General features: G+C 47.9%; 11 protein-coding genes. 2 read left to right on the plus strand and 9 right to left on the minus strand.

The window, feature by feature from the left end; all coding sequences use genetic code 11:
- Nucleotides 1–52 precede the first annotated feature (52 nt).
- A complete protein-coding gene (locus tag CGRAC_RS10340) occupies nucleotides 53–874 on the minus strand; it encodes a DUF364 domain-containing protein (RefSeq protein WP_005870873.1) in 822 nt (273 codons plus the stop codon).
- A gap of 241 nt (nucleotides 875–1,115) precedes the next feature.
- Here CGRAC_RS10340 and CGRAC_RS10345 point away from each other — a divergent pair, with 241 nt between their 5' ends.
- Nucleotides 1,116–4,427 carry a S8 family serine peptidase gene (locus CGRAC_RS10345; RefSeq protein ID WP_005870875.1) on the plus strand — a complete coding sequence of 1,104 codons (3,312 nt, stop codon included), beginning with the start codon at nucleotides 1,116–1,118 and terminating at the stop codon, nucleotides 4,425–4,427.
- 317 nt (nucleotides 4,428–4,744) lie between these two features.
- Nucleotides 4,745–4,993, plus strand: coding sequence for a hypothetical protein (locus CGRAC_RS10350; RefSeq protein ID WP_005870877.1), 249 nt, complete (start codon nucleotides 4,745–4,747; stop codon nucleotides 4,991–4,993).
- A 55-nt stretch (nucleotides 4,994–5,048) separates the two neighbouring features.
- On the opposite strand, the gene CGRAC_RS10355 is transcribed toward CGRAC_RS10350, so the two are convergent.
- Genes CGRAC_RS10355 through ccsA form a run of 8 tightly spaced genes read right to left on the minus strand, consistent with a single transcriptional unit; the run spans nucleotide 5,049 to nucleotide 13,150 of the window.
- The gene (locus tag CGRAC_RS10355; protein ID WP_005870878.1) at nucleotides 5,049–5,558 is read right to left on the minus strand and encodes a hypothetical protein; all 510 of its coding nucleotides are present in this window, start codon (nucleotides 5,556–5,558) and stop codon (nucleotides 5,049–5,051) included.
- Nucleotides 5,555–6,508, minus strand: coding sequence for a hypothetical protein (locus tag CGRAC_RS10360; RefSeq protein WP_005870879.1), 954 nt, complete (start codon nucleotides 6,506–6,508; stop codon nucleotides 5,555–5,557). Before CGRAC_RS10360 ends, CGRAC_RS10355 begins: the two co-directional genes overlap by 4 nt.
- Nucleotides 6,505–7,182 carry an ABC transporter ATP-binding protein gene (locus CGRAC_RS10365; protein ID WP_005870880.1) on the minus strand — a complete coding sequence of 226 codons (678 nt, stop codon included), beginning with the start codon at nucleotides 7,180–7,182 and terminating at the stop codon, nucleotides 6,505–6,507. Before CGRAC_RS10365 ends, CGRAC_RS10360 begins: the two co-directional genes overlap by 4 nt.
- The gene (locus CGRAC_RS10370) at nucleotides 7,179–8,288 is read right to left on the minus strand and encodes an ABC transporter permease (RefSeq protein ID WP_005870881.1); all 1,110 of its coding nucleotides are present in this window, start codon (nucleotides 8,286–8,288) and stop codon (nucleotides 7,179–7,181) included. The genes CGRAC_RS10365 and CGRAC_RS10370 overlap by 4 nt, the downstream gene beginning before the upstream one ends.
- Nucleotides 8,278–8,466 carry a hypothetical protein gene (locus CGRAC_RS10375; protein WP_005870883.1) on the minus strand — a complete coding sequence of 63 codons (189 nt, stop codon included), beginning with the start codon at nucleotides 8,464–8,466 and terminating at the stop codon, nucleotides 8,278–8,280. The genes CGRAC_RS10370 and CGRAC_RS10375 overlap by 11 nt, the downstream gene beginning before the upstream one ends.
- Nucleotides 8,463–9,584: a nitrous oxide reductase accessory protein NosL gene (locus CGRAC_RS10380; RefSeq protein ID WP_005870885.1), complete on the minus strand. Its 1,122-nt coding sequence runs from the start codon at nucleotides 9,582–9,584 to the stop codon at nucleotides 8,463–8,465. Before CGRAC_RS10380 ends, CGRAC_RS10375 begins: the two co-directional genes overlap by 4 nt.
- Nucleotides 9,585–9,615: 31 nt before the next feature.
- On the minus strand, nucleotides 9,616–10,449 hold the full coding sequence (locus CGRAC_RS10385; protein WP_005870887.1) for a tetratricopeptide repeat protein: 834 nt from the start codon (nucleotides 10,447–10,449) through the stop codon (nucleotides 9,616–9,618).
- A 10-nt stretch (nucleotides 10,450–10,459) separates the two neighbouring features.
- A complete protein-coding gene (ccsA, locus tag CGRAC_RS10390; RefSeq protein ID WP_005870889.1) occupies nucleotides 10,460–13,150 on the minus strand; it encodes a cytochrome c biogenesis protein CcsA in 2,691 nt (896 codons plus the stop codon).
- Nucleotide 13,151 lies beyond the last annotated feature (1 nt).

A 13,151-nucleotide genomic window follows, 5' to 3' on the forward strand; every position in this document is an offset into this window, starting at 1 on the left:
CCTTTAAATTTAAGCCCTTTGCGCGCAGAATTTTAAAATTTCAATCTGCGCGCTAGCCCTTACAGATCGTGATTTTATCGGCAAATTTACCCAAAAAGTGATACCCCGAGCCTGCCTGCGCGATGATATCGAGCACCGCGTCGGCATCCCGCACGAGCGTGCCACCCGCAAAGTCCACGCCGCGCTCAAACAGCGCCTGCGGCAGTAGCGGCGTGGTAGGCCCCACGAGCACGAGCTTGGCGCCGCTTTTTTTCAGATGCAAAAGCCCATCCAGCGTGTCGTTGATGAGCGTCGTAGCCGTGATTATCACGTTATCGGCGCGCGGCACGACGCTTGCGGCCTCGCTTGCAGGCAGGTAAAACGGCAGCTCCGCCTGCTTGAGCGTGGTTTTGTCAAGCTCTAAAATTTTAAAATCCGCGCCCTTTTTCATCAGCGTCTTGATGTAGGGCACCAGCGCACCCACGACGACGCTAAAGCTGCCGCGCTCGATCTGCAGCTGCTCAAAGGGATCGGCGCCGAATTTCACGTCGTAATCCGCGCTGATTTTATCGAAACACGCCCTTCCAAGCGCATTTAGCGCGGCGAGCGCGAGCGTCTTTTTAAGCGGCGCGGCAGAGCCCAAATCGCGCAGCAGATAGCGCACGCTTTTGCCCGCGATATTGCCCGAATCGGGCATCGCGCTTGCTTGCGAGGGGCAGCAAACGGCGCCCGATAAGGACTTTAGCGGCGTATAGCTAAGCCCGCACGCGCCTCCTTGCAGCTTCACGCCGCTAAAAAATAGCCCCACGACCGCGCGCTCAATCTTAAGATCCAGCGCCTCCGCTCCTAAAATTTCTTTCGCACGCTCTAGCGTCTGATCTAAAATTTCGCTCATTTTCGCTCCTTTGATATGGAATTTAGCGCCATTATAACTTAAAATTTCGGCGCCCGTATTGATATAAATTTATTTGTTGAGCATTTATTTTATATGCCGTAATATATAAAAAGTTTAACTTACGCAAGCTCATTCCTTCTGGTATTATCTAAAATTTGTAATTGAAATTTCTTATTTATAATAATTAATATTTAATTTTAAGCAATGTATAATTAAATAAATTTTTTACGAAAGGATACCTATGAATTACGATCTAACATCGAAATTTACAAATTTGCACTGCAAAGAGCGCTTAAACCTACCTACGCTATCCATAGCGGCATGCTTGCTGTTGTCGGGTACTTGTCTAGGCGCCTATACCGAAACGGGAATGCTCGGTAATACGAGTAGTTGGGAGAGTGACGAATATAAAAAAGATTGGGGTTTAACCTCAATGAATGCTTCTACGGCTTATGCGCTAGGCTTTGACGGTAGCGGCGTAAAAATCGGCGTTATGGACTCGGGCGTACTGCTTAGCCACCCAGAATTTGGAGGCGGAAGAATTCACATCGTAAAAACGATCGGAAACTATGACAAAGACGGGATGAGATACCCTGATGCCGCTTATGGCAATGGACCGATAAATAAAAATCAGCCTGTAAAAAACGGCAAAAAGAATTTTGATACTACGGATAACGGCGCATTTAAAAAAGGAGAAGCCTTTGATATAGATGGTGCATGGATAAGGGGTGTAAACGACGCCCACGGCACACACGTGGGTGGCACTATGGCAGCAAATAGAGACGGTAGTGGTATGCATGGCGTAGCTTACGGAGCGCAGCTCTACTCCGCCAACACGGGTGGCAACGATAATATGACCTACGGTCCAAATCAGGACTATAACTACTTCCTAAAAGCATACACCGCCCTATCTGATGCAGGAGCTAGAGTTATAAATAATAGTTGGGGTTCAAATAGGCGCGTGAATTCATCATTTTCTGGTGCTCTAGGCTATAAATCTACCTACGGCTGGCGCGCTGTACCTGAATATGGCGTAGAATTTTACGATGTAACGGTAGCTAATCAAACTACTGAAGCCAAAGATCATATAAATTTAAAAGATATCGAAGAAGCCAAAAAAGCCTATTATCAATTTGTTACTAAAGACGAGAAAAGCTTCATAGACGCCGCTTACGAAGTAGCGGTCAAAAGGCAGGTCATTCAGGTTTTTACGGCGGGAAATAGAAGTCTTATGGCGGAGTCTTTTACACGTGCAGCCCTACCGTATTTCAGGCCCGATGCAGAAAAATACTGGGTAAATGTCACGGGACAAGCCGGTGGAGAAGGCTATCCAAACGATTCAAGTGAATATATCAGAGGCTACGCTTCCGCATCCGATATACAAGAGTTTAACTACGCTGGACACTCCAAATGGTGGACAATCGCCGCACCTGCCGAGGAGATATATTCCGCCTATGTCGAGCTTACGAATGATGCTACCTATGGCAATGCGATTTATAAGTCCTCGGGTGGTACCTCTATGGCGGCTCCACACGTAAGCGGTGCGTTAGGTGTCATATTCCAGCGCTATCCATATATGAATGCGGCACAGGTCCGCGATACGATGCTTACTACCGCAAGACAAACGACGCTTAGAGCAGGTCACGAAGGGCAACCCTTGGAGCGCTGGGGCAGTGACGGGCTCGGCGTACCAAGCAAAGTCTGGGGCTGGGGTATCTTAGACCTTGGCAAAGCAATGTTTGGTCCTGGGCAATTTTTAGGAAATTTCGACATTACTATGGATCAAGACGATATATGGAGCAACGATATATCTGATAAAGCTATCAAATTTAGAAAAATCGAGGATCAAAACGAAGCAGCCGTTTGGGCAGCAAGAAAAGCCGTCCTTGCTTCAAAACAAAATTTAAGCCCAGAGGAAAAAGCTGAGCTTACTTTTGAGACCGCAAGAGAGAAGGCGAGAGCCGAGCGGGCCGCACAGGGCTATGAGGGTGCGCTCATCAAAAGAGGCAGCGGCACCTTAACACTTACGGGCGACAACACTTTCACCGGAATTACCACTATCTATGGTGGCAAAATTTCGGCGCTCAATCAATCAATCGGTAAAAGCAAACATATCGATGTACAAAATGGCGGCGAACTTGAAATTTTGCACTCTGCAGTATATAGGGTACCTGAAAGGAACGGCTGGCGAAGCGTGAGCAAGGCAAGCGATGCAACCACCGTAAAAGCAACAATCAATAGCGGTGGTGCATTCATAGTAAATGATGGCGTGAATAATTTAAATTTAAGCTTTAAACAAGGCTCATTACTAAGAGCAGGGCAAGTTAATACTAGCGATCTTCAAAACCTCGTCGACAACCCCGGCTCTAAGAAAATTTTAACCGCCACGGGCACATTTAGCGGTGCAAATTTAGCAAACACTCAGGATAGCTATGCGTTTTTCAAAACGAGCAAAGAGGAGGCGAGTGGCTCAAATTTACGCCTTTCGATCCAAAGTGGAACAAGTATGCAAGATTTTGCACTAAGCTCTTCGCAAAGGGCGTTCGCAGATCTACTCGTCGCCAATCGCGGCAGCGGAATTTATACGCAAATTTTAGGCTCAAACCATGCTCAAGCGCGAGAGTATTATAGCGCGTTCGCAAATGATGCTGAATTTGCTGCGGCAAATAATTCCGCGATAAATTCCATAATGATGGCAAGCATCGTTAAAAACCGAGGTGGCGCGAATGCTGTAAATATTGATAAAGACACTAGATTTTGGATCTTTTCGGGCACAAATCGAATTAAATCTGATAAAGATACCGGTATTGGCAAATTGCATTCCGATTCGTTCGTAAATTTAATCGGTATTGACTCTTTAATCGGCGATAGTTCAAGCGTCGGTGTATTTGTAGGCGCAGGGCGTACGGACGATAAAATAAGCGGCACCAAGGAAGTCAAAAGCAAGGATTTTCATAGCGGAATTTATTCCGACATCGGTTTTGAACCCGTTAAATTTAGCTTCGGTGCGATATATTCGAAATATGATCGAGATAGAAAGCTAATCTCATCGGTTTCGCCTATAGCTTACGAATATGTAGGCTCAAATGCCTCTAGTTTAAGTGCATTCGCACAGGTTTCTTATATGGGTTTTAGCAACGCGGACAGCTTTAGTGTAGAACCCTACGCTGGTGTTTCGCATACTCGCACGAAAATAGATAGCGTCAGCAACTCTTTGATTCGCATTGAAAACAAAACGCGAAATTTACAAGCCGTAAGCATTGGTATAAAACCTAGCGTTCCGTTTAGAATCGGCGGAGTAGGTTTAAGAGCAAGTGCAGACGTGGCATATAATCGCTTCTTTTCGGATAAGCAGCCGCAGGCTTATTTATACGTAAACGGGCTAGGTGGTACGCAGCTAAAAGGTGAGAAGTTGCAAAACCTAACGACTGCCGAAGCAGGAATCGAGGCATCTCTTTCAAGCCGCGCTACGCTTAAGCTCTCCTACGTCGGAGCATATGGAAGCGATATTAAATCTAACGGCATAGGACTAAGATTTAGACTGGAATTTTAGTAGAAAGGTAACGATGAATTTCAGTGGCACCGAATTTTGAGCCAAGCGTTTTAATTTGGATCGAATTAGACATTTTTTAATTCTATGGCAAGACGGCATAGGAGGTGTGAATTTCGCATTTTAAAGGCGATAATTTTCGCGCCTCACACCGAAAACCGCATAAAATTTAACGAGCGAGTACAGTTTAAAATTTTAAACTGTTCGGCGGTGCGGGCGGGTCAAATTTAACGAGCAAGCCGATGTGAGCCCAGGTAAATGCGAGCTAAATTCCATGAGGACGAATGAGTGAGGGTTCGGGTCGGGCTGGCTAAATTTCAATGAATACGAATGGGCGCGAGCTTGGGCAAATACGAGCAAATTTAATAATTGCGAGCGAACGCAGACTCGGACGCGAGATAAATTTAACGAAAGAGGCGGGAGTGAGCAAAATTTTAATAAAAGGTGCGGGCACGGGTAAAATTTACGCGGCGGCCGTATCTGCGACAAGTCGCGCCCGCTGCGGGGTTAAATTTTATTTCCTACCTGCCGCACGGCTAAATTTTATTTCATATCCGCCGAAGAGTTAAATTTTATTTCCCATCCATCGCGGAGCTAAATTTCATTTTCCGATCCGCCGCGAGGCTAAATTTTATTTTCAGATAGCAGGATGTTGATGAGTGGATTTAGCAGCGTCTCGCCGCGAGCGGCGCACAGCACGATCTCGTCGTAGTAGTAGTCGCTCCTGCCGTAGTTGTGAAACTCATACGCTCCAAAGCCGTAGCCCATCGGCGTGATCTCGACGCGCGAGTACCAGGCGTCCTTGGCGATGATGTATTTCTCGGTGTCTTGCGAATAAACCCACACCACGATCTCATCTTTGTTTTTTTGCCGCATCAGCCACATGAAGACGTTTGCGATGTCGTTGAAAAAATATGTATCGCCGTTTGGCATAACGGCCTGAGCGGTGTTGTACAGATCGTTTATCACCGTGCCGCTCTCGTGGCATAGATATTTGCCGAATTCGATCTGCAGCGGCTGCTTATCGGTGTTGCCGTGGCGCACGGAGATTTTGGATTCGGCTATATCCATGGACGATATGAGCAGCCCCATCACGCAGGCGAGCAAAACCGCGGCAAAAATTTTCTTAATCATAGCAGAGCGCCCCGCACGAAGTAGTATTTGACGACGTAGGCGCTGCAGATGAGCGCGTTTAGAATGAGCCAGAACGAGGAGTATTTAAGCAGGTGGGTGTAGGCGCGCTTGGTGATAAGCTCCGTTAAAAAGGGCACGATGCCGAAAAATATACCCAAAAATAGCGAGCCCCAGATCGCATAGCCGACGAAGTAATAATCCTTCAAAAGCATGCAATACGGGCATTTGTGATTGGGCTGCTCGTAAACGTAAAGCCCGAAAAAATAGGTGATCGCGTAGTATGCGACGAACAAAAAGAGCAAATTCAGAGCAAAGCTCGCCATCGACTGCTTTAAGAAATTTAAGATCAAAATGGCGCCTAATATCGCGTAGAAAAAGGTTGCTAAAAGCGCCTGCGTGTAGCCAAACGGGAGCTTCGGCGCGCGAAATACGACCGAGCAGCAAAACACCGGCACGCGTAGCGGGATATTGGTAAAAAATAGAATTTCTAAAATGAACTCCGCCAAAACGCCCGTAAAAAGGATGGTAAAGATCAGGTATTTGCGCTTTAGATAGGGAAATTTGCCCGCTTTAAGATCGAGACTGTTTAAAATAAGCCAGAGCCCAAAGCCGAAGATCAATAAAATTTTTAAAAGCAGTAGGATGTTGCCGTAGCGGTTCGAGCCCACGACGCCTGCGGAACACATCGCGCCCGGCACGATCGAAGAGAGCTCGTTTAAGCATAGCGCGAAAAATATAAACAAAATGATCTTGCACGCTATCGTGAAGAACAAAATGGTGTTGATGAGATAGTTTCTTTTCTCCAGGGCGTATTGTAAATTTGAGGTGGCGTTAAAATCCCAGTAGCGCATGATCCGCACGATATAAAACTGCGAGATCGTCATCAGCGCTATTACGATCAGCTCCACGGCCAAAAACGCGATCACGCTACCCGATAAAAATACGCTCATGCAGAAATTTCTCCATCTTTTAAAAACACGCGCTGGTCCACGAAACTTAGCTCGTCGAAGAGTATATCGTGCGTCGCGATCAAAACAGTCTTTTTAAGCTCTTTGAGCTTTGAAAGCATCTCGATGAAACCGAGCGAGTTTTGTTTGTCTAAATTTGCCGTCGGCTCGTCGGCCAAGATGATCTGCGGATTCATCACGAGCGCCCTTGCGATAGCGCAGCGCTGCTTCTCGCCGCCGCTAAGGCTGGAGACGATCTGATCTTTTTTATGCGCGATATTAGCGATCTGCATCGCTTCGTCTATGCGCGCGCCAAGCTCATCTCTGCTCAGCCGCTCAAGACTAAGCGGCGCAAGGACGTTTTTATAGACGCTAAGCGCCTCAAGCAGATTGAAAGACTGAAAGATAAAGCCGATTTTTTTATGGCGATACGCGGAGCTTTCGATATCGGCGAGCTTAGAGACGTTTGCGCCGTCTACTAAAACCTCGCCGCTACTCGGCTTAGAAAGCGCGCCTATGATGGATAGAAGCGTACTTTTGCCGCTACCGCTAACGCCTTTTAAGATTACGATCTGCCCTTCCTCGACGCTTAAGCTTATATTTTTCAAAGCGAGAAATTCATTCGCCCTGCCCTCGTTGTAAATTTTATAAAGCTGTTTGATCTCTATTTTGCTCATTTGACCGCCTCGCTCATATCGCCTATAGCGATGCGCCAGGATGGGATGATGACGAACGCCAAAAACGGGATCACGCTAAAGACGAAGATCAAAAAGAGCATATTGAAATTTATCGCGGGCGTGAAGGTGATGAAATTTCGCAGCTCGCCGCCTAAAAATATATCGCGCAAAAGCGGCGCATCCAGGATAAAAACATAAGCATACGCGCCCGCGACGCCGAGCAGATAAGCGCTTAGCGAGACTATGAAATTTTGAATAAATTTCATCGCGATGATGTCCTTTATACAAAAGCCGATGCTGCGCAAGATCGCAATCTCCTTTTTCTTCTCGCCGTATGCGAGCGAAATTTGATTTTTCAGTAAGATAAAAAACGAGATCATCGCCACGGCGTAAAGCACCATAAAAATTCCGCCTTTGTAATAATACAGATGCCTCACTTCGGCTACCGCGTCCTCGGCACTAAGGGCTTGCGTGTTGGGGTATAAATTTACGATCTTAAGCGCTACTTCGCTTACTTCGTTGGGGTTGGGCACGCTTACGTAGAGCTTGGTGTATTCGCCCTCCTTCAGGCTTAGCACCTCGCGCGCGGTAGCGGGATTTAGATAGATCACGTCGTTTGAGACGATGCTGCTTTCGTGCGGCGAAATTTTATTAATCTTAATCGCAATTAGGCGCTGTTCGGTCAAGAAGTGAAACTCGTCCTCATAGTACCACTCGCCCATCGCCGCCTTTACTCCCTCGCCTACGATCATTTCGTTTTCGCTCAGGCTTTCGTCGCCTACGATATGAAACCAAACGCGCTTTTGAGCGAAGTAATACATCCCGTCCACGGCGCCCTGCACTTCGCTGACGCCTGCGATCTTAGAGACGTCGTAGATATAGCCGTCGTGCATCAGATCGCGTTTGCCCGCGCGTAGAGCCTCTACTACGATGTCGGGTCTGAGCTTGATGACCTTTTCAAGATCGTTTTGAATGGAGCCCGAGATGAAAAGCACCGAGCTTAAAATAAAAACGATAAAGGCAAATATCGCGAAGCTAAAGGAGTGATCGGCTCTATCTTTTCGCAGCAGAGTTACGGAGTAGTCGATGAAGCTTTTACTTATCATAGACGAACTCCGCGTAGGCTTTGCTCTTAAAGCTGCTTGAGAGCCGCACGTCCTTTATCTCGCGCGCGATCTTTTGTAGGCACTGCTCGCCCTTTGCTCGATCAAAGCTTACGTAATGCACCGCAATGAGCGCGTAAAGGGCGGCAAAAAAGATAATTAAAGCGCAAATGAGCCTCATAGCCCTTCTATTACGCTCTCTTTGATTTCGTCAAATTTAAGCATCTTGCCTCCGTGATCTTTGGCGAAGGTCTTAGCCGCGCTCTCGCTCTCAAATGGAATGAGCTCGTCGCCCATCGGCCCTAAGACGTTGGAGCCGAGCACGAAAAAGGCGCTTTTAGCGTCGATCTTGTGTAGCTTGTAGTAGTCGGTTACGAAAATTTTATCAAAGCCTTTGCCCTTTTGGAAGTAGTACTTCATCAGATCTTTCACGCCGTCAAAATACAGGTTCTCGCCGCCTTGGATCTCTATCATCGCCGCCCAGTTAGGGTTTTTGCCCACTAGCATACCGCAGACCGGGCATTTAGCGCCCTCGGGCACGACGATCTTTTCAGGTTTTTTCGCTTTTGTATCTTTACCGCTACTGCCTAAATTTGCCGGCGCATCCCATAGATACAGCGCCGCGGCTTGCAGGTGTTTGTCGTACTCAGGCTCCTTGCTCGCGCCTTTTGCGTCGCAAACATTTTTGAGATGAGCTTTAAGCTCGGAGATAGCTTTGAAGTTTTTCGCTTCGGTTTTAGCGCAGTTTGTCTCATAAAATTCCTTACCGTGCGCGTAAACGCCGCCCTCACGGTTGGCTTTAATCATCTTATTATCGCCCGCGAAGTCCTGTCCCGCAATCTCGTAGGCTTTGGCAAAGTTCACTATCTCGCCGCCGTTTTCGGCTTGGAATTCTTTCGCGTCGGCTTCGGTTGAGAAGGCGTATTTGCTGTTACGCGTCATCGTGCCTTTGACCTTGCTACCCACGACGTAAAAGGTTTTATTTACGTCGATCAAATTTAGATTTTTCGTATCGACGACCTGCGCATCGCTTGGAATTTTGCCGCCCGTAATCTCGTACAAGCAGTGCAGAGAAGCTACTTGCTTGCCGTTCCAAACGTGGTTGGTTTTATAAAATTTAACCAGGCTCATTCCGCAAACGGCGCAGTATTCTTTGCCCTCGCCGCTTCCTACAAGCGTAGCCTTACTAGGATCCACGCTTTGAAACATAGGCTTTGCCGGTTTATTGGCCCCGTCCATGGAGGCGCCGCAAACGAGCGCAACAAGCGCAGCCGAAACTAAAAACGAACGTAAAATCATACTGTCTCCTTAAAAATTTGATGTTTTAAATCTACTTACTAATCGAATTTAAAAATTCCAAATTCTCGCATCCCATCTTGATGCCGCCGTCGCAGCTTTTTTTGAAAAGCTCTTTTGCTTTGGCGTTATCGGACTTCACCCCTTTTCCTTCGGCATACATTATGGCTAAGTTATTGCAGCCGTCGAAGTGACCGAGGTTGCACGCCTTCTCATACTGCTGCTTTGCCTGCTTATAATCCTGGCTTACCCCCTGCCCAAAGGCGTATAGATAGCCTAAATTGTTGCAGCCGATGCCGATGTCGCCGCCGCAAGCTTTTTCGTAAAAAATTTTAGCCTTTGCGAAGCTTTGCTGCACGCCTTCGCCCTTTAGATACAGATAGCCCAGGTTGTTGCAGCCCATCATATCGCCGTAGGTGCAGGCCTTCTCATAAAGGCTCGCCGCCTTGGCGACATCCTTTGCGAGCCCCGCGCCGTTTGCGTATAAAAGTCCGAGCGAGGTGCAGCCTTCGTTATCTTTGCAGGCTTTTTCGTAATAAGCCGCGGCTTTGGTAAAATTTTGATCCGCGCCGTTGCCGCTTTCGTAGATATAGCCTAGATTGTTGCATGCAAGCGCAAATTTAGCGCTGCACGCCTTCTCGTAGAGGCTGATCGCTTTTTCGAAATTTTTCTCTACGTTGCCGGTGCCCTCAAAATACAAAACGGCTAGATTATAGCATCCCGAAGCTTTATTTTCCAAACCGCACGCTCGCTCGTAAATTTCTGCGAGTTTTTTATGATCGCCGCTTTGCTGCGCCTGAATGCCCTCGCTGATAAAGCCCGCATTTGCCGCGGCAGCCAAAATCAGCGCTATTATAAATTTTTTCAAATTTACTCCTTTATATCGTTTTTACGTCCCTGCCCCTGAAAGCAAGAGCGATTATTAAAATTATCGCCGCTATTATACAATAAAACGGCGCGGGTATCTGCGGCGCATCGCCCGCGGCATAAGAGTGCATGCCGGTGAGGTAGAAATTTACGCCGAAATAGGTCATTATGATTGAGCTATACGCGAGCGTCGAGCTTACGCAATAAACGTAGATCGAGCCGAGCTTCGGGATAAGCTTTAGATGCAGCACGATCGCATAGACGATGATCGAAACATACGACCAGGTCTCTTTGCTATCCCAGCCCCAGTATCGCCCCCAGCTCTCATTCGCCCACACGCCGCCGAAGAAATTTCCGAGCGTCAGCATCGAAAGCCCCACGATGAGGCTGATCTCGTTGATCGCCGTTATATATCTGATCTGAGCATTGAGCCGCTCGCAATTGGCGCTGTTTTTAAGAGCCATCAAAACAAGAGCCAAAAGACCGAGCAGACAGCTAAGCCCTAAAAATCCGTAGCTAGCCGTGATAACAGATACGTGGATGCTGAGCCAATACGATTTTAGCACCGGCACGAGGTTGGTAATCTGCGGATTTACGAAGCTCATATGCGCTACGAGCATCACGATGCTAGCTAGTAAGCAGCTCGCGCTTAGCGTAAGTAGGGACTTTCTAAAAAATATGATCCCCGCAAGCGCCGCCGACCAGCCGATGTAGATCATCGACTCATAGCTATCGCTCCACGGCACGTGAGCCGCGACGTACCAGCGCAGCGCAAGCGCTAGGGTATGTGCGGCAAAACATATCGCAAAGGCCGCAAATAAAATTTTTTGCGCGAGCGCGAAGCTCTTGCCGCAAAGCGCGCCCAAAAGCGCCAATATTAGAGCTACGCCGCCTAGGATCATATAGAAATAAACTAGCTTTTTGAAAACCGAAGCTTTGTTATAAAACACCTCGGCCTTGACGCGGCTAACGCTAGGAAGAATAGCCGCCGAGGTGACTCTTTGGTAGTTTTTCAGCTCCGCTAACGCGGCGTCCGCTTTAGCCCAATCATTATCCGAAATTCCGTCTTGCAAGCCGTTTAGATAGTCGTTTAGCACGCCTTTGATCTGCGGAGCGATACTATAATCCGCGAAGGCGTCGTTCGGCGAGAGCCACGCGTTTTGCGGGTCGTTCGGCACGGGGATAAATTTAAAAAATACCCCTCTGAAAGTCAGATACGCGATGTTTAGCCGCTCGTCGAATTTAATCAGCTCGTTATCGAGCACGCCGCGGCGCGAGGCGCTTTTTTCATTCGCCTCGTCCAGGGCGTGGGCGAGCTTGTAGTTGCCGTTTTCATCAAAGACCGAATTAAAGCTCGCATATCGCTCCTGCGGCGCCAAGCCCAGCATCTTTTTGATCTCGTCGTTTTTGATCTTGATGATCTTTTGATCGCGCCAGAACGCGGGATTTAGGCTCATTCCTAGAATCATCTGCTCGGCGCTTAAGCCGTAAAGCGAATCCGTGCCTGAAATTTTATTTACGATCTCGCTTGCTTCGGTGCTAAGCGGCTTGATCCTGCCCATGTAATCTTGTACCAAAAGCTCCGCGAACGCGCCGTTTGCATGAACTCGCGAGTTAGCTTTAAGATTTGCCAGATAGTTTTCGTCCGCGGCGCGAAGCTCAATGCCGAAAAAAAACGGCGCGATCAAAAGAAGCGCGGCAGGCGCGTTGTTTTTGATAAATTTAGCGAGCTTTTTAAATCTGCTGCCGGCGGTAAAAAGATTGCCGATAAATCCGACGCAAAGCAAGAAATAGCCGAAATAGGTAGGAATTTTACCCGGATCGCGGTTAAGCTCCAGCACTGTACCTAGCTCGTCGGTGTCGTAGGAGGATTGAAAGAGCTTGAAACCGTCAAAGTTTAGCGGATGATTCATATAAATTTCATGCTCCCCCGCGCTCTTGCCCTCTTTTAAAATTTCAACGTCGCTGGCGTAGGATGACGGGCTTTGCGAGCCCGGATAGCGCTCGAGCTTAAATTTCAAAAGCTTTACCGCAAACGGAAGCTCTATGAGTTTCGAGCCCCAGCTTAGCATTATCTCCTCGCCGTCAAAGCTTAAAATTTTAGGTTCCCCGAGCCAGCCCGCGCCTCCGCGCAGCTGCGCTTCTTGCTCGCTTCCGCCCTCAAAGCCCGCTTTTACCGCAAGCGTGCCCTGCTCGCCTTTGGGCGCGGGTTTGTAGGAGCTAAATTTGACGGTGAAGCTTTTAGAATTTATACTTTGCGTGAAGCTAAAATCGTTATCGCCGATCTGAGATAGATTTAGCGGATGCTCAAACAGCGCGTCTTGCGTGCGGATTTGCAAGTATGGTTTGACGCTTACCATCTCGCTTTCGCTCTCGCCCGCCCTTACGTGCAGCACGCCTTCAGTGCCGAAATAGCGCGTCAGCGCCGCGCCGATAAAGATGATGATAAAAGCAGCGTGAAGGACGAAGGAGCCAAAGCGGCGCCACATTTTGGTTTTAATTATAATGCCGAGCAGGCTCAGCGTCGCCGCACCCATGACGCACTCGTACCAGCGCGCCTCATAGACTAAAATTTTAGCAGTTTGCGTATCGTAAATGCTCTCTAAAAAGGTTGCGACGCCGGCACCTGCGGCAAGGATAAAAAGGAGGCAGAGCGCGAACTTGTAAGAGATGAAAAATTTTAATATTTTTAGCGCGCTCATT

Source organism: Campylobacter gracilis (genome assembly GCF_001190745.1).
Classification (GTDB): Bacteria; Campylobacterota; Campylobacteria; order Campylobacterales; family Campylobacteraceae; genus Campylobacter_B; species Campylobacter_B gracilis.